The sequence below is a fragment of the Streptomyces sp. NPDC104307 genome (assembly GCF_055584045.1).
Map to the genome: position 1 here is coordinate 329957 of NZ_JBVJMU010000007.1, position 22756 is coordinate 352712.

Genomic DNA, 22756 nt, shown 5'->3' on the forward strand with positions numbered 1-22756 from the left:
TCCGGAAAGCGCCATGTCGCCTTCCGGCCTCCGCAGATTGGGAGGTCCCCCTGTGGGACGCCATGTCCTGGAACGCCCCCGTGCGCTCCGAAACGTCACTGCCGCAGTGGCTGTCGCAGCGGCTCTCGCCGGGGTCCTCGGGCCACTGGGCGGCCCGGCCGGCGCCGCAGTTCCGGCGCCGGAGGCGGTTCTTGAGTCAGCCACCAGAACGATCATCCCCGTCTATCCCGAGATCGTGGGACGCACCGGCTTCGCGTACCGAACGGCAGACGGCGTCCGGTGGACGGACTACGCGAGTGGTGCGACCACGCAGGTGCGACTGCGTCCGGACGACGCTCACCGCCCACTTCTCAACACCATGTCGGATGTGATCGCCTATTACGGCACCGACGGCGCGGTGACCATGGTCGATGTTCCCGGCGGCACCGAACGGACCGCTCAACTGCCCGCGGGATTCCAGCTTATGACGGTGCACGGTGAGACGATCGTGGCCGTTGCCAAGGCGGGGGACGCGGCAGGCGAGTGCCACCTCTTCCGCTTCGACGGTCCGGTTCTCACCGATCGCAAGGTCGCCGGGCTGCCCTCCGGCGCAGTCTGCGGCCCCGCCCTCCTGCCGTCGTACGCGGTCGGTGACCCGTCGAGCACGCTTGTCGCGTATGGGCTCGGCTCAGCCGTTCACTACGGACTCGTCGATCTGGACGACTCCACCTTCACCGAGGTGCCGATCACCGGTCTGACGCAGAACATCCAGGTCACCGAGGACTCCGTGTCCTGGTACGACACCGCGTCCAGGAGCGTCAAGGTGCTCTCCCGCGCTGATCCGCAGGCACCACCTCGCGTCGTGCCCGTCGATCCGTCAGGGAGCGGCAACCTGAAACCGTTCCTGCTCGGCGACTACGTGGTCTGGGTCCGCAGCGGGAACGGTGCGCTCCAGGCCATCGCTCCCGACGGCACGGTCACCACGCTGCTCTCCTTCGCCTACGGGCGCGGCGCGCTGTCCGGCGCGGACGGCAGCCTGATCGTCACGGGCAAGGGCCCCTCGGGCGACTACGCCGTGCATCGCTTCACCGTGGGCCCGGACGGAGCACCCCTGCGCAGCGAGGTGCTCCCCGTGCCGTGGCAGCCGTCCCGGAGTGCGAGGCTCGCTCTGAGCGGGAACCGGCTCCTCACGTACGAGACGGATCCGGCGGGCACGGGCATCGGCTTCTACGAGCGTCGGCCCGCCCTGACGGGCACGCCGACGGTGAGCGGCCAGACGTATCTCGGACGGGCGTCCGATTCGTACCGCGCGGCGTGCCGGGAGGCGCGGGGCTGCCCCGAGCTCTACCCGACAGCCGACGGCTCCGCCGTGTACACGACGTTCGAGGACAACAGATACCTGATCCACGTGGCCGACAAGAACCATCTCGCCCCAGGTCGTCAGATCATCGTCGGCGCCACAGCACCCAAGGTCTACGGCGTGTCCGGCCACTACGTCGCCTACGGGACGGGGACCGGTACCGAGGCACGTACCGAAGTGCGCAACCTGGACTCCATGAAGGTGGTGCGCACCGCGCCCGCCGGGGCGTCCGCCCTCTGGGGCAACACGCTCTGGCAGCTGTCCACGACGGGCAAGCTGACGGCCATCGCTGTGGCGAAGGGCACGCCGATCCGCACGCTCAGCACCGGGGCGTCGTGCGCCGCTCCCGTCCTGCAGGCTTCCGAGCGCTATCTCTACTGGGAGTGCGGTGCGGTACCGACCGCCGCCGGGGTCGTCTCCCTCGCCGACGGGAAGGCCAGGAAGATCAGTGCCGGCGCCACTCCGGGCCGGCTCGGCGACGGTTTCGTCTCCCGGCTGGACGCCGGGAACCGAGTGGTCGTCACGGACCTCGCCACGTCGGCCGCCGGCCCGGTGACAGGCACGGCCGACTCGTCCGTTCCCGGTGCCGGCTGGACGGCAGACCCGCACAGCGGCCTGGTGGCGTACAGCGGCACGGACCACAAGGTGCACCTCGTGCGGACCGGGACCGGTTCGTCCGCACTCGTCCAGATCGACTCCTCGGTGAAGGACGCCGTGGACGTGGACGACGAAAGCTCTCCCTGGACCCCGAGATGGTGGCTGTCGAAGGCGGTGGGGTCGTGGAAGCTGTCGCTGAGGAACAAGGCGACGGGCGTCACCGCGCAGACACTCTCCGGAGGGGAGACGGGCGGGCTGGTCGCCCCCTCCTGGTCCGGCGTGCCGTCGGCTGGCCACCCGGTGGCCGACGGGACGTACACCTGGACACTGACGGCACAGCCCGCCGACGGTTCGGGCGCACCGCTGACGAGGTCGGGCACGCTCAAGGTGACGGGCGGCGCCCCGGTGCACCGCGACTACACCGGTGACGGCATCGGAGACGCGCTGACCCTGAACACCAAGGGTGAGTTCACCTTCCAGCACGGCGACGGCGCGGGGAAGTTCTCCGGGAAGACCTCGGGCGGCGGCTGGCCGACGTCGGTGGTCGCCGTCCCGTTCGGGGACCTCACCGACGACCACCGCAACGACGTGCTGGTGCGCATGACGGACGGATCGCTGCGGGGCTACGGACCGGCGCGCGGGAAGGCCATCACGCCCACGACCAACTACACGAAGCTCGGCACGGGCTTCCAGGTGTACAAGACCCTCACCACGGCCGGTGACCTGACCGGTGACGGCCACGCGGATCTGCTCGGCTGGGAGAAGACGACCGGTGACCTCTACCTCTTCCCGGTGAAGAGCGACGGGACCCTGGCGGCCAGGAAGAAGATCCGCTCCAAGTGGACCTACACCAAGGTCATGGGGGTGGGCGATCTGAACGGCGACGGGTACGGCGACCTGCTGGCCACGGACAAGTCGAACGAGCTGTGGCGCTACAACGGCACGGCCTCGGGCCAGTTCAAGGAGCGGGTGCTGGTCTTCAAGGACTGGGGTTCCTCGTACGACACCATTGTCGGAGTCGGTGACATCACCGGTGACGGCAAGGCGGACATCATCGAGCGCGACTCGGCGGGCAAGCTGTTCCGCAACAACGGTGACGGCAAGGGGTCCTTCGGCAGCCGCACGCAGATCGCCACCGGGTGGACCTACAAGGGCATCTTCTGACCCGGACGCCGCCCCGGCGCGGGTGAGAACGAGGGCGCGGCCTCCGGGCCGCGCCCTCGTGCCGTCGTACGCCATGTTTTCCCAGTCGTGACCACGGCGGCGGCATGCGCACACCGGGGGCCGGGCATCGCTGGGGTCATGACAACAGACATCAGCGAGGACGAGCCGCCACCGGGCGTTTCCGACGAGGAGCGTCTGGCGCAGCTCGGATACACGCAGACACTCGCCCGCCGGATGTCCGCCTTCTCCAACTACGCGGTCTCGTTCACGATCATCTCGGTGCTCTCCGGCTGCCTGACGCTGTACCTGTTCGGGATGAACACCGGCGGCCCGGTCCTGATCACCTGGGGGTGGGTGGGCGTCGGGCTGATGACGTTGTTCGTCGGGCTCGCGATGGCCGAGATCTGTTCGGCCTACCCGACCTCCGCCGGTCTCTACTTCTGGGCCCACCGGCTGGCCCCGCCGCGCTCGGCGGCGGCGTGGGCGTGGTTCACCGGCTGGTTCAACGTGCTCGGTCAGGTCGCGGTGACCGCCGGGATCGACTTCGGGGCGGCGTCGTTCCTGGGCGCGTACCTCAACCTCCAGTTCGACTTCGGGGTCACGCCCGGCCGCACGATCCTGCTCTTCGCCGCGATCCTGCTCCTGCACGGACTGCTGAACACCTTCGGGGTGCGGATCGTCGCGATCCTCAACAGCGTCAGCGTGTGGTGGCACGTGCTCGGCGTCGCGGTCATCGTCGGCGCGCTCACCTTCGTACCGGACCACCATCAGTCGGCGTCGTTCGTCTTCACGGAGTTCGTGAACAACACCGGCTGGGGCAGCGGGTTCTACGTGGTGATGATCGGGCTGCTGATGGCCCAGTACACCTTCACCGGGTACGACGCCTCCGCCCACATGACCGAGGAGACGCACGACGCCGCGACCGCCGGGCCGCGCGGCATCGTCCAGTCGATCTGGACCTCCTGGATCGCCGGCTTCGTCCTCCTGCTCGGCTTCACCTTCGCCATCCAGTCCTACGACGGGGCCCTGGCCTCCCCGACCGGCGCCCCGCCCGCCCAGATCCTCCTGGACGCCCTGGGCGCCACCACCGGCAAGCTGCTCCTCCTGGTGGTGATCGGCGCGCAGCTCTTCTGCGGAATGGCGTCCGTGACCGCGAACAGCCGCATGATCTACGCGTTCTCCCGGGACGGCGCCCTCCCGTTCTCCCGCGTCTGGCACACGGTCAGCCCTCGCACCCGCACCCCCGTGGCAGCGGTCTGGCTGGCCGCCGCCGGCGCGCTGGTCCTCGGCCTGCCGTACCTGATCAACGACACCGCGTACGCGGCCGTCACCTCCATCGCGGTGATCGGCCTCTACATCGCGTACGTCATCCCCACCCTGCTCCGCCTCCTGCGCGGCGACGACTTCCGGCGCGGCCCCTGGCACCTGGGCCGCTGGTCCCGGCCCATCGGCATCGTCGCGGTGGTGTGGGTGGTGGTCATCACGGTGCTCTTCATGCTGCCCCAGGTCTCGCCCGTCACCTGGGAGACCTTCAACTACGCCCCGATCGCCGTCCTGGTGGTCCTCGGCTTCGCCGCCGCCTGGTGGCTGGCCTCGGCCCGTCACTGGTTCCTCAATCCGGATCACAAGCGCACGATCGCCCGCAATACGCCCCGCTGACCGAAACGCCTCCACGATGGCGGGGCCCGGCAACCGATACCCGATCGGCGGCCGGGTCGCGGCGGGCTATGCTCGTGGGGTGATTGCCGGGGGCCGTTAGCTCAATTGGTCAGAGCAGCGGACTTTTAATCCGTTGGTTGTGGGTTCGAGTCCCACACGGCCTACCTCCGGCAGGGCAGGGTTTCCCCTGTGGCCTGCTCCTGGAGTGCCTCGACCGGCTTCGGCTGGTCGAGGCACTGCGGCTTTCCCGGCCTCTTGAGGGTGCCGCCCTCACCTGGTTGCCGCAGGCACCGCCAGCACGGCGGGGCTGATCAGGCCGGTGCGGACAGCTTGGGAGTAAGCAGCTCCAGCGCCTCCTCCCAGCGGTACTGGTCCGCGCCCCCGCCGGCCTTCGGCTTGTGGGGTTCGTACGAACCGATCAGGACGCCCATCTCGCGCAGCCGCTCCAGGCTCTGGCTGTATGCGGGATGGGCGGCCTGCGCCGAGTTCAGGTAGGGCATGACGGCAGTAGGGATGCCGAAGCCGTACGCCTCGCACAGGATGCCCAGCGCCAGGGTGTCCGAGATTCCGGCAGCCCATTTGTTGATCGTGTTGAAGGTGGCCGGGGCGACCGCGATGGCGTCGGCGGGTGGCAGCGGGCGTGGGTCGCCGGGCGAGCGCCAGGCCGAGCGGATCGGGTAGCCGGTCTGTGTCTCGACCGCCTCGGTGTCTATGAAGCCGAGGCCCTGCGGGGTGGCGACGACACCCACATCCCAGCCCGCCTCCTGGGCAGCGGTGATCAGGATGCCGACGTCGCCGGCGATGCCGGAGGCGCACACGACGACGTACAGGAAGGGCTTCTTGGTCTGCCGGTCCGGCTGATCACTCACGCGGGGACTCCCAGTTGACGGCTGAAACGGTGCAGTTCCGGCAGCGTACGACGACGGTCGCGGGCAGCCATGTCGGCCACCAGCTCACGGACGGCCGGGCGACGGATGTCCTGGGCCGCACAGCTCTCTGCAATGCGAAGGGCCTGGTACCCGTCCGCCAGGCGTCCCTGCTGGCTGTAGGCGCGTCCGGCCTCGATCCACAAAGCGGCACGACGCTCGGGGACGGGGATGTGGCGGCGCATGAGAGGCCGGGCGGTGTCCAATGCGACGCCGGCGTTGCCGAAGACGACGGCCGCGCTGAGTCCGTGCAGGGCGACGTTGGTCGGGCTGAAGTTGGCCCAGGCGTCGGGGCTGTCGAGTGCAACGTAGCGGGCGACTTCCTTCGCCTCGGTGAGGAAGTCCCGGGTGGCGGAGCGGTCGCCGCCGCTGCTGGCGGCGGTGACCCCGCGCAGAAGCAGCAGTCCGAGTGCCGCGAGGTACTTCGGGGAGCGCTGGTCGTACGAGCCCGTGAGCTGGTCTGCGGTGTGCCGGACGAGGGTGACGGCCTGAGCGGTGTGGCTGTCACGGGCCAGGGCGTGGGCGTGAACGCGGACGCTGGAGGCGAGGACGACAGGGTCGCCGGAGCGTTCGGCCTCGGACATGGCGCGTCCGACCGCGAGCCAGGCATTGCCCTGGTCGCTCTGCTTGAGCAGCAGGCTTGCCGAGGTCTGGTACGCCGTGGCGAGGAGCCCGGACAGGTCGCTCGATCCGGGACTGTCGGTGATGGCCTGCCGTAACTGCCCGATCAGGACGGGCAGCGCGCCTTCCAGCTTTGTGTAGTCGCAGGTGCAGAAGAGACGTCGTACACCTGCGACTTGGTCTCGCATGCTTTGGAGATCCGGCACCGGTTCGGCAGTCACACGGGCTGTTCCAGGCAGCAGGGACTGGACCAGGTCCTGATGGGCGGTGCTGGGGAGGGTCGGTGCAGCGAGCGCGGCGATGCCGGCGGCGAGAACGGTACGGCGGTGCATGTCCTCTGTCTCGGGTTCGGAGTGGTTGATGTCCGAGGTGGAGGCGAGGCCGAGGCGGTGGGGCGAAATCGCCAGCACGCGCGAGACCTCGCGCAGGACGTGGATGTCGTCCGTGCCCCTGCCGCCTTCCAGGCGGCTCACCTTGGACTGGTGATACCCCAGGGCGGAGGCGACGTCCTTCTGCGAACGTCGCTGTAATACGCGGGCCTGACGGATCACTTCACCGATCCGTCTCGCCTCGCTGTGCTCTTCGGCCATCTGTGCCACGGCTCCTCCTGCCGTCGCCGATCCTGCCTTCCCCACCGAGCGTAAGGGACTGGCAGTGCACCGTGATGCAGCTCCTGCATAGACGATGCAGCACCCGCACACGCCCTGGCTCGAGGGGCCCGTCCGGCGGTTACGTGGAGTGGCCGAACTAATCAGGAGGCCGCTCATGGAAGCGCACCACATCCGGATCCCCGTCCCCGGCACACCTGCCGGCGCCGCGTCGGCGCGCCGGCAGATCGCCGAGGCGATACGGGATTGGGGTGCCGCTCTCGGACCTGTACTCCTGGATGCGGCTGTGCTGGTGGCCTCGGAACTAATCACCAACGCGGTACGGCACGCACACAAAGGACCGATCACGGCCGGCGCCTACCTCAGCGACGAGGCGCTGCGGATCGCCGTGATCGACACCAGCTTCGACATCCCGGACGTCGGCCTGCCGGATGCGGAAGAGGAAAACGGACGCGGCCTGTTTCTCGTCGCCGCACTGTCCGACCGCCACGGATTCGACCCGCTGCCTTCCGGTAAGCGCTGCTGGGCCGAGCTCGATCTCAGCGCTCCGCTTCCAACCATCGCCACACACGTGCCCCAGATGAGGAGCTGACTGTTGCCAGCCGTACGCATTCCCCCAGTCGCCGCAGAAGTGGTCGCCGTGCGCCCGAGCGTTCCGCTCGCCGGGGCCGTGACCGTAGACGGGTCGAAGAACGCGGCCCTGCCCCTGCTGGCCGCCGCCGCAGCCATGCACCGCCCGGTGCACCTGAGCAACGTCCCGGCCAACACGGATGTGGGAACCATGCTCACCCTCCTCCAACAGTCCGGCTGGCACGCGGCCAGCCCGGTCAACGAGCCGCACACCATGGTGATCCTGCCGAGCGACAAGCGACGGCCCGATCCCGATCCCGAGGTCGCCGCACGTATCAGGGCTTCGTACTACCTGGTCCCGGCACTTCTCGGCGCCTACGGACGGGCCCGGCTGCCGTGGCCGGGCGGCTGCGCTATCGGGGAACGCGGGATGGAGCAGCACTTCAAGGTGTACGAGCGGTTCGGTGACCGCTCGACCGTCGATGACCGCGGCTACCTCGTGGAAGCAGCCACTGGCGGACGCGGCACGGTGTCGATCATGCTCCCCTTCCGCTCCCGTGGAGCGACCATCGCGGCTGTCCTGCGTACGGTCGTCGCCGGACGGCCGCTGCGCTTGGGCCAACCGAATCTGTCGCCCGAAGTACTCAGTGTCGTGTGGGCGTTGAGGGCCTCCGGGTGGGAGTGCCGGGTCAGCGAGGCTGTCCTCACTCTTCAGCCGCCTCGATCCGTCTCCGGCGAGGAGATCGCGTGGCGGGTGCCTGGCGACAAGATCGAAGCGGGCACGCTGGCCTGCGCAGTCGCGGTAACAGGTGGCAACGCGCACATCCTCGGCGTACGCCGCGACGACATCACACCCCTGATCACCGCGCTGCGCTGGCTCGGCATTCCCGCCGACGCCGAGGACGGCACCCTCACCGTGCAGGCCCAAGACGCTCAACCCACCGGCCGACCACTGCGAGCCATTGCCTCCCTGTCCCCCGGCGGCCTGGACGCGGACTTCGAGCCCCCGCTGCTGGCACTGGCCCTCACCCTGCCCGGTACCCACCTGTTCGCCGACGACATCAACCCCGGCCGCCACCGCAACCTGCTGCCCCAGCTCGGCCGCCTCGGAGCCACGATCGACGAGCTGTCGCCCACACAGTGCCGCTTCGCCGGGCCGCAGCAGCTGACCGGTGCCGGAGTGGAGGCCACCGACATCCGCACGGGCTCCGCCCTGCTCATCGCCGGCCTCACCGCTCACGGCGTGACCACCCTCGGCGGCCTCGAACAGCTCCGGCGCGGCCACGCCGACCTGCCCGTCAAGCTGCACGCCCTCGGAGCCGACATCTGCGAGGTGATCCCGTGAACCGGCAACTACGGCAAATCATCGCGACCACCGACGTCCACTCCGCCTTCGACGCGGCCGCACCGATGCTCGCCCACCTCCACGCTGCGAGGCCCAACAGCCTGATCGTGGACTGCGGAGACTTCTTCGAGGGGAGCGGCTACTACCACCTCGGCGAGGGACGCATCGAGCGCGAAGTCCTCACCACCCTGTACGACCTGCTCGCGCCCGGAAACCACGGGTGGCCGCACTACTTCGAGCCGCAGCTGCGCCGGATGACGGTGTGCGCGAACACGACCGATGACAGCGGCACGCCGCTCTTCGACCGCGTACGCATCCAGGACATCGGAGGACGACGAGTCGCTGTCACCGCAGTGATGGGCCCGCAGGCGTTCAACGCCATCCCTGCCGACCAGCGCGCCGGCCACCGCATCAGCAACCCGGCCCAGGCTCTCCACGAAGTGATGCAGGAGAACCACCACCGCGCTGACTCGTGGATGGTGCTGTCCCACTCCGGCTTCGAGGAGGACCTGAAGCTGGCCGCAGCCTGCCCGCGCGCCGATGTCATCTTCGCCGGGCACTGCCACAGCGACAGCTTCGGCCCCGTGCACGTCGGCGACACCCTCGTGGTCAAGGGCCGCGAACTCGGTGTCGGATACGCCGCCGCCGAGCCTGTCGGCAGCGGCTGGGGCGCCCGCATCGGGTCCTTCCCCGACGCTCATTCCGTTCCTCGCGAACTCACCTCGCTGATGGAGAAGATCTCAGCCATCGGACTGCGACTGAGAAGCCCCGTCGGCGCTGTGAACGAGCGGCTCCGCGATGCGCCCTTGGATCGCCGCAGACTGCTCGAAGAGATCGTCGGCCGACTGCACTCCGGCCTCGGCGCTGACGCGGTCATCCTCAACGAGACCGCCCTGCGTCCCACGCCACTCGGCGCCACGCTGACCCTCGGCGACCTGCTGGCCATCGAGCCCTTCGGCAACCAGCTCGTGCATGCCTTCCTCCCCGAGCAGCACGTCCAGGACCACGGCAAGCTGCTCGACCACCTCACCGAACTCGTCGGCCCCCTGATCGTCGCCCCTGCACCTCTTCCCCCGGCGATCCGCACCGTGCTGACCACCGACTACCTCGCCGACAGCTACCTCGGCGGGCGAACTCATCAAGCCGGCTTACGCCTTCGCCAAGCCGTAAGCCATGTCCTGACCACCCCGCTCCCCGGCTCCGCCGACTCCCAAGAAGGAGGCCAGTAATGATCCTCACCGGACCTGAGATCAAGGCCGCCGTGGCCAACGGGCGCATACGGATCACCCCCTTCACTCCGGACCAGACGAACCCCAACAGCTACAACGTCCGCCTCGGGCCGACCTTGCTGACGTATGCCGCCAAGGTGATCGACGCCCACCAGACCAATCCCACGCGCTCGATCCTGATCGGCGACGACGGATACGTCCTGCAGCCCGGCGAGCTGTACCTCGGCCACACCGTGGAGGAGGTCGGCTCGGACATCTTCGTCCCCCTGCTCTTCGGCCGCTCCTCGGTCGGACGCCTCGGCCTGTTCGTCGAGATCACCGCACCGATCGGCGACATCGGCTTCCACGGACAGTGGACCTTGATGCTCTCGCCCATCCGCCCGCTACGGGTGTACGCGGGCATGAAGATCGGGCAGATCATGTTCTTCGTCTCCACCGGTGACGTCGACCTGTACCGCGGCAAGTACCAGGGTGCCGCCGGCCCCCAGTCCTCCCGCTACTGGCAGGACACCGCACCCATCCAGGCGGTCGCCTCGTGATTCTCACGGGGCCGGCCATCGCCGCTGCCGTCAGCACGGGAGAGATCACCATCTTGCCCTATGAGCCCGAGCGGATCTCAACCAACGCCTACGACTGGCGGCTGGGCAACACGATCCGCATCTGTGACGGCGACCTCGACGCAGCCTCCCGCACCACCTTCACCGAACACCTCATCCCCACGTCCGGCCTGGTCCTGAAGCCCGGCGTGCTCTACCTCGGCATCACTCTGGAGAAGACCGGCTCGGAAACGTACGCACAGCTACTCAACGGGGACCGCACCATCGGCGCCCTCGGCATCTGGGTCCACGTCTCCGCTCCGCTCGGTCACCAGGGCCACGCGATCCGCTGGACCTTGGAGATCCGTGTCGCCAAGCCCGCCCGCGTCTACCCGGGGATGACCTTCGGGAAGCTCGTCTTCCTCACCACCGTCGGCAGCCCGTCCAGTTACCAGCAACAACGAGCCAAGTACGCGGCGACGAACGGCATCGACATCTCCCGCCTGTACGAAGAGATCCCTCAAGGAGCTTTGTGAAGTCCGTCGTTCGCTCGACCGCGGGCCCGCTGGCTGCTACCTGCCTCGACCTTCCTGCGGGTAGCCCCGGCGGCAGCGTCGAACTCTTCCTCGATCTCTATACCGGCGACGAGCCCCCTATTCCCGCACGGGCCTTCATGCTGGCACCCCCGGGCCCCAGGCCCCGCCTCCCATCGGGCCTCGACCTGCTGTCCGTGTCCGGGAAGTGCCTGGAAGGTGCCGGCTTCAGTCGCTACGTCGCAGCCCTGCGCCGGGCTCTGGTGACCGCGATCGATCCGGCACAGATCGGCGTTCTGCACCTGCAACATCTCGCTTTCGGCGCCACCCCCGCCTTGCTCCGGGCCCTGCCGGCACACCCGAGGATCGCGATGGTCCACGGCACCGACCTGCTGTTTGCCGAAGCCCACCGCGACCAGCTCCAGGTGCTGCGCGAGACAGCGAGGGCCGCCGACGCCATCGTGGTGTCCACCGGCGCCATGGCCGATTACCTGCTCAAACTCGCCCCGCAAACAGACCGCCGCAAGGTCGTCCACATCCCGTGGGGCATCCCCGACCATCTGCTCACTGATCCACCGGCCAGACCCGCCCGCACGTCAACCAGCCATCTGCGAGTCCTGTACGCAGGACGGCTGACATCCGAGAAGGGGGTCGAGCGCCTCATCACCGGCCTGGCGCCCATTCCGGGCGTCGAGCTGAGCGTCGCCGCCCCCAGAGCCCAGTTCCGCGCCTTGACCCCGCTGCTCCAGCGGGCCGGTGTGCGGGCCCGCTATCTCGGCTGGCTCCGCCGTCCACAGCTGTGGAAAGCCTTCACCGAGCACGACGTGCTGGTCCTGCCGTCCACCACCCTGGAGGCCATGGGCCTGGTCGCGCTGGAGGCCCAAGCCTGCGGCCTGCCTGTCCTGTACCAGCCCGTGCCCGGCCTCACCGAGGTCCTCGCAGGGTCCGGAGTGGCCACCGACTTCACGCAGTCCGCCGCACTCGCCCGCGACATGAACCGGCTGCGGACGGCATCGGGGCTGCTTCCTGCTCTCCGACAGGCGGGCTACGCAAACGCCGCCCGCTACCCACTCTCGACGACCGCTGAAGCCCTGACGGACCTGGGCCGCCAGCTCACATGAACGCCGCACAGCAAACGATGCCGCCACGCCGATCGCCCACCGGACCCGCCGACGTCACTACGCTGACCCGGCGGGATGCACACGGCGAACAGGGAGACCATGACGTACCGCACCGGCAGCATCGAACAGCTCCTGAGCAAAGGCGTCCGCGACAAGGTCTACCCAGGCGCCGTATGGGCCGTCGGTGACGCTGCCGGCATCCACGCCTCCGGCGCGACCGGAGTGCTCGACCCCAACCATCCAGGTACGCCGACGCGGCCCGACACCATTTTCGATGCCGCCAGCCTGACGAAGATCATCGCGGTGTGGGCCTCGATCGGCGCCCTGTGGGAGGAAGGCAAACTCGATCTCGACGTCCCACTCGGCACCTTCTGGTCCGAAGTCGACGGCCACCCGCTTGGGGGCGTCACCGCCCGCCAGCTGCTGACCCATACGGCCGGCGTTCCGCTGCGATCCCAGCTCAAGAACCTCTACGGCACGGACCCGCAAGACGTTCGTGACGGAGTCCTCCACGAAGCCCTGCACCGTCCCCCCGGCGAGGCCGTCGAGTACACCGATCGAGCCGCCCTCATCCTCGGATACCTCGCCGAGCATCTCGCCGGCCAGCGACTCGACGAGCTAGCGACTCAGCAGACGTGGCAGCCACTGGGCATGAACACGACCCGCTTCGGGCCGCTGCCCGCCGAGACTGCCTCACGATGCGCCCCGACCGAACTCGACCCGGAGACCGACACCCACCTCAAGGGCATCGCCCACGACTTCTCCGCACGGCTCCTGGGCGGAGTGTGCGGGATTGCTGGCGCTTTCACCGTTCTGGACGACCTCAGCGCCTTCCTGCGCTACATGCTCGACACCACCACCGCGCCCGTCCGACCAGGCTTCGGCCCCGCCTGGACCGCGGAATCGCTGACCATCCAGACCGGCGAGCTGCAGCCGGTACGCGGTCTGTTCTGGCACCCTGCGCCCGGAACTACCCCCATCGACGATGTCTGGGTCCACTACGGCTTTACGGGCACCGGCATGTGGATCTCGCCTCGTCAGCAACGTTGGGCAGTGCTCCTGACAAACAAGCTCTACTACACCCGCGACCGCCAACCCCTTGCAGACATCCGTAATGCATTTCGCGCACTCTTGTTCCGTTCCCGCTCGTTGCATAGCTGGCCCCCTCATCCCACGAGGTGAGTCTGGTCGGCAGCCCTCGCTGAATGCGCGTCGACAAGAACAGAGACGTCTGAGACGACTGGCAAGAGCCTTTGATGTCCTCCCTTGCCGAGGTTCTCCCCAGCGCTGGAGGTGCACGGCGGCCACGGCCATGCCGCGGGCAAGCGCCGCCGAGTCATCGACCGCGACCAGGCCCGCACCCTGCTCGCCGATGAGGTGCGGGCGCGCGCACTGCTGACCAGACACCGACCTCGCTGACCAGACACCGACCTCGGGGTGCTCGGGTAGCCAATGGCTGCCCACCCCAACACCTGAGCCGTCATCGTTGAAGGGCCGCTACTTCAGTCCTCAACCTCTACGATCTGCCACCAATAGCCCAGCTGAGGGTCCTCGTCGGGAAGCCCAACCTCGTACACAAAGCCCTCCCGCGCCGCCATGCGCTGGCTGGGGATGTTCCCTTCGTGGATCTTGCTAAGCAGGAGAGTGGACTGCTTGTGCTCGCGGACAGCGATGTCCTGAAGGGCATGATCCATTGCCGCGCTGCTCAGCCCTCGACCTCGCCAACGCAGATCCACCGCCAATGCCTGCAAGACCCGAACCGGGCCGTCGAAGAGGAGCTTCTCTTCGACCCATGCCTTGTATTTGGAGTCCACACGCGTGTGTGCGTAGGCGGCCGCCACGTACCCATCCGCCTCGGCGATCCAGAGCCGGGCGTCGAAAGCCCCACCCTCTGGGCACTCCTTTTGGGCTTTGACTCGGAACCAAGTTTGGACCGTCCTCTCCCAAGGCGCAGGGTGGGGAACCGGTCTGCGGTTGAACGACGACTTGGGTGGGGGCTCGGTGCAGGTAAAGCTCTCGAGCAACTTTTGATCACTCTTCGCCTTCGTAGCGAGCCGCCACGAAGGGAGCGTCAACCGGCCAACCGCACCTTGCGCCTCGGAGCGGCGTCAGACTCGATGCGCGCACGCATACGCGCGGCAACCGCATCCGAGGGTGGAGTCCTGAGGCTGCGCGAGTAGGCGTCTGCTGCTGTTTGGTCCGCTGCCGACTCGCTGAAAGGGTGCTCTATGGCACCACTCTGAGCCACGGGCTGCAGGGATCTCGCCCAAGCGCGAAACGTACTCACGCACGGCAAGCCAACACTCGCGGTTCCCGCCGAACTGAAAGACAGCTCAGCCACTGATGCCGTCATCTTCGGTTCCCCCCCAGGCTTGACCGTCGAAGGTGGCCGCGGACTGCTGTAGCAAGGCAATGAGCTCACCCAACCGCTCCCGCGTCAGAACGTAGCGTCCCAGAGTCTCTACAGGAAGAGTACCCAAATCACGCAACTGTTGCGCCATCTCTTCATGCGACCCGCTAATCAGCGGCGGGTCAGCTTGCCCGAAGGTGAGATGGATGCACTCTGACCTGCCGGAGGCTGAAGGCAGACCCAGAGACACGACGAACTGATTCACTGGCTGACTGGCGATCTCTCTGTTGCGCCAAGCCATCCGTAGCGGAATTGACCCGTCAGGCGCGTTCATGGGCTCGGTCACAGGGTCAGTGTGCCATCGCTTCTGGCGGCAGACCTGCTAGATCCTCGCCATGGTCCCCGTTCTCGGGGTCGGACTGTTCGGGGATCACCCTGTAGCCCCACTTGAACCAGCGATGACCCCCTCCAGCCGGACCGGGAGGGCAAAGATCATTCAGTTCCTCAGTCGGTGCAATGCCGGGCTCGATAAGGGGGGTCTCTCGTACTGCTGGACCGGTCGATCGGGCGTCGCCGCTACCTCCGCACAGCGGCTGCTCAAACCGAGGTCGACGACTTCCGATTGCTGATCAGGAGCCCTGCTGGTTGATTCGAGCGGAACGGGACAAGCTCAACCGCCCGGCCGGCGGGACTCGCCGTCCTACCGCCAAGGCAGCGATTCTGTGATGCCAGGCTCTGATTTGCGTACGGTTCACGAAGCGGAACCAAGGGTTGTACGCCAGTGCCGCAGGCACGACCCGACGCTCACTCCTTGAGCCCGGATGCGTGAGCGATGCGTGAGCGGACGTGCTGGCACGACGCGCTCAGATCTGGACCGGACGGCAAGGACGAGTCGCTGACCAGGAATTTCTGGATCCCCGGAGCGCCCAACGTAAGCCCCGGCAGGAATTGGCCGGGACTTTTAATCCGTTGGTTGTGGGTTCGAGTCCCACACGGCCTACCTCCGGCAGGGCAGGGTTTCCCCTGTGGCCTGCTCCTGAGTGCCTCGATCGGCTTCGGCCGGTCGGGGCATTCCGGCATTCTGGGCCTCTTGAGGGGGCAGCCGATCCGTCCCACCGCCGGCCTTCGGCCCTGTGGGGCTCGTACGAACCGATCAGCTACCGCGCGTCAACGCGCCGTCACCCGAGCCCACCACTCCCAATGCCATCCCACTCCCCGAAGGCGGCCTGTTACTCACCGTACGGTTCGCGCGCGCATCCCGCCCGGTCCTCGGGGAGCTCGGGTGACGCCATCCCGACTGGTAGCGGGGACGGTCGGCTACTCGCCCGTGACGCCGTCGATGGCCTCGCGGAGGAGATCCGCGTGGCCGACGTGGCGGGCGTACTCCTCGATCATGTGCTCCAGGATGAACCGCACATCGGTGTCACCGAACTCCGGGTTCGGCACGATGCGCGCGAGGTCGTCGGTCACCTTCGCGAAGACCTGCCGCGACTCCTCGCACGCCTTGAGGTAGTCCTCGTACACGGCCCTGGCCGGCGTGGCGTCCGACTCGTCGTACCACTCGCCACCGTCAGCGGTGACGTAGGTCCGATAGGGGAAGAAGCGGGGCGTCGTGCCAGCCAACGCCATCTGGAACCAAGCACGTTCGGCACCCTGGAGGTGGCGCATGAGCCCCAGCAGGGTCAACGCGGAGGACCGCAGGGGGCGTAGCCGCAGCTGTTCGTCCGAGAGGCCCTCGCACTTCCACAGGAACGTCGCCCGGTGGTAGTCGAGATTCGAGGCGATCACCTCCAGCCACGGGCCCGACAGCGCGCGCTCGGGCCGGACGATCTTCTGGACCACAATCTCGCTCACTCCGGAGGCTCCTCATGGGTCATCAAGCTCGGTCGAGTTCGGACGTGCCCGGCGAGTACGTCCCCGAGTAGGACCCCGCTTCGTGTCGCAACTCATCGGTCGCCGGACCGCGTACGGGGGCAACCCCCCGGCCCCGCCCTGTGGGCAGCGCGTCAGCACATCGGGGGGAACGCCGGATGGGCCGGCCCACGCGGCGCTGGTGGGATGGTCTTCCGCCACCCGTTCCGGGGCGCGGCGGCAGCGGGCCAGGGTAGGACAGGGCCTTCGGCGCGCGGGCGGAACCGGACTCAAGAGGGGGCACCATGTTCGCGTTCGCGTTCGCGTTGCGCAGGCGCCGGCGAGGCAGGCTCGTCCTGACCGGCTCGGCGGCCGTTCTTCTCGCCGTTTCGACCGGGCTGACGGCGGCGGCGAGTGAGCACCGTACCGATCCGCTCCAGCGTGCCGACCCGTCCCAGCGTGCCGACCTGCTCCAACGGGCCGATCCGCTCCAGCGTGCCGACCCGCCCCAGCGGAACGGTTCCCTCCAGCGGGAGGTGGACGCGATCCACGCCTCCGGGGCCGTTGGCGCGATGGCCGAGGTGACGTCACCGGGCTCACACGGCACCGCGCGTGCCGGGGCGGCCGAGTCGGGGACCGGGGAGCCGATGCCGCAGGACGGCAGGTTCCGGATCGGCAGCGCCACCAAGACGTTCACCGCCACGGTCGTACTGCAACTCGTCGGTGAGGGGCGGATGTCGCTGGAGGACACCGTCGAGCGCTGGCTGCCGGGTGTGGTGCGGGGCAACGGCAACGACGGCAGGCAGGTCACCGTGCGGCAGCTGTTGCAGCACACCAGCGGCATCCCCGACGTGCTGCCGGAGATAGCGGCGTTGCGCAGTGCGGCCGGCTACCGGGCCGAGCGGTTCCGCACCTACACGCCGGAGGAGTTGGTCGGGCTGGCGCTGCGGGATTCGCGGAAGTTCGACCCCGGCACGGACTGGTCGTACTCCAACACCAACTACGTACTCGCCGCGATGATCATCCGTGAGGTGACGGGCCACAGCTGGGCACACGAGCTGAACGACCGCATCATCCGTCCGCTGGGCCTCAGGGGCACCAGTACGCCCGGTCCGTTCCCCTTCATCCCGGGACCGCACGCCCGGAGCTACGCCTCGTACGGCACCGGAACCAGCACCGATGTCACGGTGCTCAATCCGAGCATGGGCGTCGGCTCCGGTTCGGTCATCAGCACCACTCGCGACCTGAACCGGTTCTACGCCGCGCTGCTCGGCGGCCGTCTGCTGGCTCCGGCGCAGCTCGACGAGATGACGACCACCGTGGACGCGCCCGAGCTGGGGGTCCGGTACGGGCTCGGGCTGGGCGAGCTCTCGCTGCCCTGCGGCGGCAGCTACTTCGGGCACCCGGGTGAACTGCTCGGCTACCACACCTGGAGCGGCGTCACCCGGGACGGCACCCGGACCGCCGTCGTGTACGTCACCAGTGACGGCGGCCCGGACACGCAGCAGGCCATGAGCACCCTGGTGGAGAAGGAGTTGTGCCGGACCGGGTCCTGAGGACGGAGTGGGCCGGCGGCGGACGGTGTGACGCGCGGGTGCGGGCGCCCGCACCCGCGCCGGCGCCCGCACCGCGCGGCGCGCCGGGTCAGACGAGGAGCTTCGTCTTCGCCTGCTGGTACTCCTCGTCCGTGATCGCGCCCTTGTCCTTGAGGTCGGCCAGTTTCGCCAGGTCCTCGACGTGGTTGCCCCTCGCCGCGCCGCCGCCCGCGTCCGTACCCGCGGCGTCTCTCACGTACGCCTTGAAGGCGGCATCCCGGTCCTTCGCCTCTTTCACGTCACGCGCGCCCATGGACTTGCCTCGGGCGATCACGTAGATCAGGACGCCCAGATACGGCAGCACCAGGGCGAGGATCAGCCAGCCCGCCTTGGCCCATCCACCCAGGTCGTGGCTGCGGAAGATGTCCATGATCACGCGGAAGAGGAGGAACAGCCACATGATCCAGAGAAAGAACCAGAGCATGGTCCAGAAGAGGTTGAGCAAGGGGTAGTCGTCCATCGTCCACTCCAGGGAGCCGCGTCGAATGGGTGAATACGAAATAATTCATACCATTGCATTTCGGACTTCGCGCGGCGGATCCGTGCGCGGTCCCTGGCGGGGTGCCGAGTGACGTGGCGGGCTACTTCTCCGGTACGGAGGCGGAGATGGCGGCCGGTGCGGGTGCGGGTGCCGGTGCGGGTGCGTCGGCCGCGTGAGTTGACTCGACCGGCTCGGCGGGCGCGGCGGCCGCTGACGTCGAGAGCACGGCGGCCGTCGCCGTCGCCGCCTCCGCGCGTGCTGCCGAGGAGACCTTGCGGTGGTGCGCGAGTATTCCGATGAAACCTGCGAGGAACCCGCTGACCAGGCCGGATACCGCGTGGTTGACCGCGTTGACGGATTCGCTGTCCGGCACTCCGATGATCGCGTAGTTGACTCCCGCGCTCATCACCGCTCCGATCACTCCGCCGATCACGCCGCTGATGACGGCCCCGCGCAGCGGTGTCGCCGGAGTGGCCGCAGGGGTGGAATCGGAGGCAGAGGCAGAGGCGGAAGCGAGCGGTGCGGTCATCGGCGGAGGCCCTCCAGACAGGCTGCGATGAGAGACCGGGAGCAGCTTGCGGGCACGGTGAAACGCGCGCTCCGGGGTCTGCTCGCACGGGCAGCCCACCGGTCCGGGGGGATGCAGCAGATACCTTGCGGCAGAACACGGGTCCCCCGCAACACCTTCTCGATTTCGCCACGTTGAGGTTCCCGGCGCGGTCGGCGAAGAACCGGGTCGGGCGGCGGGAAGCGCGGGGTGGTCATGAGTGCGTCGAACATGCCGTAGAGTTGTGTTTACCGACGCGGGGTGGAGCAGCTCGGTAGCTCGCTGGGCTCATAACCCAGAGGTCGCAGGTTCAAATCCTGTCCCCGCTACTGAAGAATCAGGCCCGGCACGCATAGCGCGTGCCGGGCCTGATTCGTTTCCGTACGTGCCGCGCCGCGCGCGTCATCCCATTGGCCGTCGAGCGCTGGCCCCGCGACCGTGTTCCGGGAAGTCTGGGGGTGGTGCGCGGTACCGTCCGCGGCCCTGAGCGCACCGGGCAGGAGAGCAAAGGTGGGGAAGCGGGAGCAGCGGCGGGGGAGGCGCACCTATGAGGTCCGCAACCGCCGGCTCGTCCGGGCACTGCCCGGGGTCATGCTCATCGGCGGGTTGCTGTTCGACTTCTTCACTCCGCCCGCCTTCACCGCCGTTCCACTGTTCGCCGCGGCCCCGCTGATCGCCGCGCCGTTCTTCTCGCGGGCCGGCACGATCCGGATCGGGGCCGGTGCGCTGCTGTGCGTGGCCGCGCTGCGGCTGTACAGCGGAACGCTGATCCGGGTCGTGCCGTTCATCGAGCTGCTCACCGTCCTCACCGTCTCGGTCCTCGCGGTCTACATCAACGGGGTCGTCCGGCGCGGCAACGAGCAGCTGGCCTCCGCCCGGGTCATCGCGGCGACCGCCATGCGCGCGGTGCTGCCGACGCCGTCCGACCGGATCGGCGGGCTGTACGTGGCCGCGCGGTACGAGGCGGCGCAGGCGGACGAGTTCGTCGGCGGTGACCTGTTCTCGGTCACGGACACCCCGTACGGGGTGCGGCTGGTCGTCGGGGACGTGCGCGGCAAGGGGCTGGACGCGGTGGAGGCGGTGGCGGTGATCATCGGGGCGTTCCGGGAGGCGGCCGAGCAGGAGCGGTCACTGGAGGGGGTGGCCCAGCGGCTGGAGCGCGCGCTGGCCCGGGAGTCGAGCAGGCGCGGCGGGCTCGACGCGGTGGAGGGGTTCGTCACCGCCGCGCTGGCGGAGATCCCACAGGGCTCCAGCCGGGTGCGCGTGGTCAACCGCGGCCACCCCGAACCGCTGCTGCTGCACTCGGACGGGGCGCTGGAGCAGCTGCGGCCCTCGCTGCCCGCGCTGCCCCTGGGGATGGACCTGGGCGTGTGGCCGGACCGCTCCGACGAGTGGGAGCTGCCCGCCGGGTCGACGCTGCTCCTCTATACGGACGGCCTCTCCGAGGCACGCGACGCCGACGGGGTCTTCTATGACCCCGCCGAGCGGCTGCGCGGACGGATCTTCCCGGGGCCGGAGGAGCTGCTGTCGGCGCTGACCGATGACGTACGGCTGCACACCGGCGGGGTGACGACCGATGACATGGCCCTGCTCGCGGTCGCGCGCCCGACCGAGGGGCAGCCGGACCGGCGCACGACCGTGAAGATCGTGGGACTGGGCGGCGGAGCCGGGTGAAGGTGAGTGCGGCCCGGTGAAGCCGAGTGTGGCCCGGTGAAGCCCGGTGAACCTGGACGGAGCTGGGTGAAGGTGAGGGGGCGGACGGGGGGAGTGTGGATGGATGTGGGGAGCGGGGGGCGGCCGATGCCACCGTGCGTAACCGTAAGGAATCCCTCCGCATAACGTTTGACGCAACGTCAGAAAACGGCTAACGGTTGAGGGGCGATCAACTCGCCCGATTCCAACCGGTTGTGTCCCGTAAAGTCCAGGCCAAGGATCGGAACGATCAGTTGGAACGGCTTGGAATCGGGCCCGTGTGTCTATTAACGTTCGATAACGCAGCGCGGTTGTCCCAGCCGCCGTCAGTGGCGGCACCGTGCGCGAGCGCCGAATTCCGCAAGGGAACCGGGGAACCACCTACATGGGGTGAATCGGGCATCTCTGTCTCGTTGAGAGGCGGAGGGACCCGTAGGAGACCTTCCTGCTCCGAACCCGTCAGCTAACCCGGTAGGCGAGAAGGAAGGAAAGGAGCGCGCCCCAGTGGCGTCCAACAAGCCTGCCCCCGAAGCCCCCTACCGGTTCGCCCCCGAACACGGAAACGACTTCGGAACCGGGCCCGGTGCCGCTTACGGCGCCACCCACGGAACCGATCACGGCGCGATCCGCGGAACCGCTTACGGAACCGATCACGGGGCCGACTACGGAACCGCTTACGGGACCGATCGGGGCAGCGAGTTCGGGACCGAGTTCGGCAACGGCCTCCGCGCCGGCGAGGACGGCTCCGACCGGGCGTGGGAGGAATGGAACCCCACGGAGGAGTCCATCCGCCCCGTGCGCGGCAAGCACCGCGTCGCCAAGCAGCGCAATGGGCTCGCCCGTAGCTCCACCGTTCTCGGCGTCGGCGTCATCGCGGCCGTCGGCGCGGGTGGCATGGCCTCCGCCCAGAGCAAGCCGCCCGTGTCTATCTCTCTTCCCGACGCCATCTCGGACAAACTTCCCGAGGCCAAGTCCCTGCCCGGCGTCGGCGCGTTGTTCTCGGGTGAGTCCGAGGCGGAGAAGACCGAGGTCGCGACCGCCGCCGCCCCGCTGACGACGGCCGGCATCACCACCACAGAGGCCGAGCAGGGGACGACGGACGCCGGCGAGGCGCTCCGCGCCCGCATCCTCCAGCAGGCCGAGCAGCAGCAGGACTCCGCCGACGCCGAGGCCAAGGCGGCCGAGGAGAAGGCCGCGGCGGAGAAGGCCGCCGCAGAGGCGAAGAAGCAGCAGGACGCCGCTGAGGCCAAGGTCGCCGCCGCGAAGAAGAAGGCCGCGGAAGAGGCGAAGAAGAAGGCGGAAGCGGTGCGGCTCGCCAAGCTCGCCGCCAGCTACGCCATCCCCACCTCCTCGTACACGATCACCTCGACCTTCGGCGAGGCCGGTTCGATGTGGTCCTCCGGCTACCACACGGGCCTCGACTTCGCGGCGCCGACCGGTACCCCGATCAAGGCCATCCACAGCGGCACCATCAAGTCCGCCGGCTGGTCCGGCGCGTACGGCTACCGCACGGTCCTGGAGCTTGAGGACGGTACGGAGCTGTGGTTCTGCCACCAGTCCTCGATCGGCGTCAGCGTCGGCCAGCAGGTCACCACCGGGGACACCATCGGACGCGTGGGCGCGACCGGCAACGTGACCGGCCCGCACCTGCACCTTGAGGTCCACACCCCGGACGGCACCGGCATCGACCCGATGCCGTGGCTGCGCGCCCGTGGCCTGACGGTCTGAGTCCACCGAAGTCCACGTCCACCGAACCCCGGCAGTCCTGACGCTCACCCCCCGACGTCAGGGCTGCCGGTCTTCGCCTGTTCCGGTCTGTTCCGCCGGACCGGGCCGTGGCGTACGGGTGTAGGGCCTGTCCGGCGGATCATGGCCGGGGGCGCGGCGTCTGGCACGGCACCTCGCCGCGTTGCCGAAACGCCCCAATAGCTCCGCTATCGAGACGCTCCGGCGCCTTGCGATGCACCGCACCAGACGCCGCGCCCTATCCGA

20 protein-coding genes, 2 tRNA genes and 1 riboswitch are annotated in these 22756 nt (G+C 68.7%); of the genes, 15 read left to right on the forward strand and 7 right to left on the reverse strand.

The features are described 5' to 3' along the window. Window positions 1-106 precede the first annotated feature (106 nt). The 3 genes from ACZ601_RS20910 (at window position 107) to ACZ601_RS20920 (ending at window position 4923) form a co-directional block, all read left to right on the forward strand. Complete coding sequence (locus tag ACZ601_RS20910; protein ID WP_469539995.1) at window positions 107-3100, forward strand: FG-GAP-like repeat-containing protein; 2994 nt, start codon at window positions 107-109, stop codon at window positions 3098-3100. A 138-nt stretch (window positions 3101-3238) separates the two neighbouring features. Beyond that, window positions 3239-4759, forward strand: a complete 1521-nt coding sequence (locus ACZ601_RS20915) for an amino acid permease (RefSeq protein ID WP_469539999.1) — start codon at window positions 3239-3241, stop codon at window positions 4757-4759. A 90-nt stretch (window positions 4760-4849) separates the two neighbouring features. Then, window positions 4850-4923: transfer RNA gene (locus ACZ601_RS20920), tRNA-Lys, on the forward strand. 147 nt (window positions 4924-5070) lie between these two features. Here the strand turns inward: ACZ601_RS20920 and ACZ601_RS20925 are convergent. Beyond that, the gene (locus ACZ601_RS20925; protein ID WP_469540002.1) at window positions 5071-5628 is read right to left on the reverse strand and encodes a flavoprotein; all 558 of its coding nucleotides are present in this window, start codon (window positions 5626-5628) and stop codon (window positions 5071-5073) included. Then, the gene (locus tag ACZ601_RS20930; protein WP_469540104.1) at window positions 5625-6896 is read right to left on the reverse strand and encodes a helix-turn-helix domain-containing protein; all 1272 of its coding nucleotides are present in this window, start codon (window positions 6894-6896) and stop codon (window positions 5625-5627) included. The genes ACZ601_RS20925 and ACZ601_RS20930 overlap by 4 nt, the downstream gene beginning before the upstream one ends. A 175-nt stretch (window positions 6897-7071) precedes the next feature. Here ACZ601_RS20930 and ACZ601_RS20935 point away from each other — a divergent pair, with 175 nt between their 5' ends. The 8 genes from ACZ601_RS20935 (at window position 7072) to ACZ601_RS20970 (ending at window position 13667) form a co-directional block, all read left to right on the forward strand. Next, window positions 7072-7506: an ATP-binding protein gene (locus ACZ601_RS20935; RefSeq protein WP_469540004.1), complete on the forward strand. Its 435-nt coding sequence runs from the start codon at window positions 7072-7074 to the stop codon at window positions 7504-7506. 39 nt (window positions 7507-7545) lie between these two features. Further along, window positions 7546-8829, forward strand: a complete 1284-nt coding sequence (locus ACZ601_RS20940) for a UDP-N-acetylglucosamine 1-carboxyvinyltransferase (RefSeq protein WP_469540106.1) — start codon at window positions 7546-7548, stop codon at window positions 8827-8829. Next, window positions 8826-10058, forward strand: a complete 1233-nt coding sequence (locus tag ACZ601_RS20945; protein ID WP_469540006.1) for a metallophosphoesterase — start codon at window positions 8826-8828, stop codon at window positions 10056-10058. Before ACZ601_RS20940 ends, ACZ601_RS20945 begins: the two co-directional genes overlap by 4 nt. Continuing rightward, window positions 10058-10597, forward strand: coding sequence for a dCTP deaminase (gene dcd, locus ACZ601_RS20950; protein WP_469540008.1), 540 nt, complete (start codon window positions 10058-10060; stop codon window positions 10595-10597). Before ACZ601_RS20945 ends, dcd begins: the two co-directional genes overlap by 1 nt. After that, complete coding sequence (locus tag ACZ601_RS20955) at window positions 10594-11130, forward strand: dCTP deaminase (protein WP_469540011.1); 537 nt, start codon at window positions 10594-10596, stop codon at window positions 11128-11130. Before dcd ends, ACZ601_RS20955 begins: the two co-directional genes overlap by 4 nt. Beyond that, entirely contained in the window at window positions 11127-12248 is a 1122-nt protein-coding gene (locus tag ACZ601_RS20960) for a glycosyltransferase family 4 protein (RefSeq protein WP_469540014.1), read from the forward strand. Before ACZ601_RS20955 ends, ACZ601_RS20960 begins: the two co-directional genes overlap by 4 nt. A gap of 99 nt (window positions 12249-12347) precedes the next feature. Beyond that, entirely contained in the window at window positions 12348-13430 is a 1083-nt protein-coding gene (locus tag ACZ601_RS20965) for a serine hydrolase domain-containing protein (protein ID WP_469540016.1), read from the forward strand. An 84-nt stretch (window positions 13431-13514) separates the two neighbouring features. Continuing rightward, window positions 13515-13667, forward strand: coding sequence for a hypothetical protein (locus ACZ601_RS20970; RefSeq protein ID WP_469540018.1), 153 nt, complete (start codon window positions 13515-13517; stop codon window positions 13665-13667). A gap of 83 nt (window positions 13668-13750) precedes the next feature. Here the strand turns inward: ACZ601_RS20970 and ACZ601_RS20975 are convergent, their stop codons facing one another. The 3 genes from ACZ601_RS20975 to ACZ601_RS20985 form a co-directional block, all read right to left on the reverse strand. Further along, window positions 13751-14323, reverse strand: coding sequence for a GNAT family N-acetyltransferase (locus ACZ601_RS20975; protein WP_469540021.1), 573 nt, complete (start codon window positions 14321-14323; stop codon window positions 13751-13753). Between the two features lie 258 nt (window positions 14324-14581). Further along, a complete protein-coding gene (locus ACZ601_RS20980; RefSeq protein WP_469540022.1) occupies window positions 14582-14944 on the reverse strand; it encodes a hypothetical protein in 363 nt (120 codons plus the stop codon). A 971-nt stretch (window positions 14945-15915) separates the two neighbouring features. Next, window positions 15916-16452 (reverse strand): DinB family protein, encoded by a 537-nt coding sequence (locus tag ACZ601_RS20985; protein ID WP_469540024.1) that lies wholly within the window; start codon window positions 16450-16452, stop codon window positions 15916-15918. A gap of 302 nt (window positions 16453-16754) precedes the next feature. Between ACZ601_RS20985 and ACZ601_RS20990 the strand changes: the two genes are divergently transcribed. Continuing rightward, on the forward strand, window positions 16755-18005 hold the full coding sequence (locus ACZ601_RS20990) for a serine hydrolase domain-containing protein (RefSeq protein ID WP_469540026.1): 1251 nt from the start codon (window positions 16755-16757) through the stop codon (window positions 18003-18005). An 88-nt stretch (window positions 18006-18093) separates the two neighbouring features. On the opposite strand, the gene ACZ601_RS20995 is transcribed toward ACZ601_RS20990, so the two are convergent. Continuing rightward, window positions 18094-18504 (reverse strand): SHOCT domain-containing protein, encoded by a 411-nt coding sequence (locus ACZ601_RS20995; RefSeq protein WP_469540028.1) that lies wholly within the window; start codon window positions 18502-18504, stop codon window positions 18094-18096. Window positions 18505-18625: 121 nt separating this feature from the next. After that, a complete protein-coding gene (locus ACZ601_RS21000; protein ID WP_469540030.1) occupies window positions 18626-19054 on the reverse strand; it encodes a hypothetical protein in 429 nt (142 codons plus the stop codon). 273 nt (window positions 19055-19327) lie between these two features. Here ACZ601_RS21000 and ACZ601_RS21005 point away from each other — a divergent pair. The 3 genes from ACZ601_RS21005 (at window position 19328) to ACZ601_RS21015 (ending at window position 22492) form a co-directional block, all read left to right on the forward strand. Continuing rightward, window positions 19328-19401: transfer RNA gene (locus tag ACZ601_RS21005), tRNA-Met, on the forward strand. A gap of 181 nt (window positions 19402-19582) precedes the next feature. Then, entirely contained in the window at window positions 19583-20746 is a 1164-nt protein-coding gene (locus ACZ601_RS21010; RefSeq protein ID WP_469540032.1) for a PP2C family protein-serine/threonine phosphatase, read from the forward strand. 357 nt (window positions 20747-21103) lie between these two features. Further along, a riboswitch (cyclic di-AMP (ydaO/yuaA leader) is annotated at window positions 21104-21257 on the forward strand. A gap of 11 nt (window positions 21258-21268) precedes the next feature. Then, entirely contained in the window at window positions 21269-22492 is a 1224-nt protein-coding gene (locus tag ACZ601_RS21015) for a M23 family metallopeptidase (protein WP_469540035.1), read from the forward strand. Window positions 22493-22756: the final 264 nt, after the last annotated feature.

Bases quoted from the DNA above. Each gene is read 5' to 3' on its own strand.
- ACZ601_RS20915 (WP_469539999.1), top strand. From the start codon at position 3,239: ATGACAACAGACATCAGCGAGGACGAGCCGCCACCGGGCGTTTCCGAC.
- ACZ601_RS20930 (WP_469540104.1), bottom strand. From the start codon at position 6,896: ATGGCCGAAGAGCACAGCGAGGCGAGACGGATCGGTGAAGTGATCCGT.
- ACZ601_RS20935 (WP_469540004.1), top strand. From the start codon at position 7,072: ATGGAAGCGCACCACATCCGGATCCCCGTCCCCGGCACACCTGCCGGC.
- dcd (WP_469540008.1), top strand. From the start codon at position 10,058: ATGATCCTCACCGGACCTGAGATCAAGGCCGCCGTGGCCAACGGGCGC.
- ACZ601_RS20965 (WP_469540016.1), top strand. From the start codon at position 12,348: ATGACGTACCGCACCGGCAGCATCGAACAGCTCCTGAGCAAAGGCGTC.
- ACZ601_RS20990 (WP_469540026.1), top strand. From the start codon at position 16,755: ATGTTCGCGTTCGCGTTCGCGTTGCGCAGGCGCCGGCGAGGCAGGCTC.
- ACZ601_RS20995 (WP_469540028.1), bottom strand. From the start codon at position 18,504: ATGGACGACTACCCCTTGCTCAACCTCTTCTGGACCATGCTCTGGTTC.
- ACZ601_RS21000 (WP_469540030.1), bottom strand. From the start codon at position 19,054: ATGACCGCACCGCTCGCTTCCGCCTCTGCCTCTGCCTCCGATTCCACC.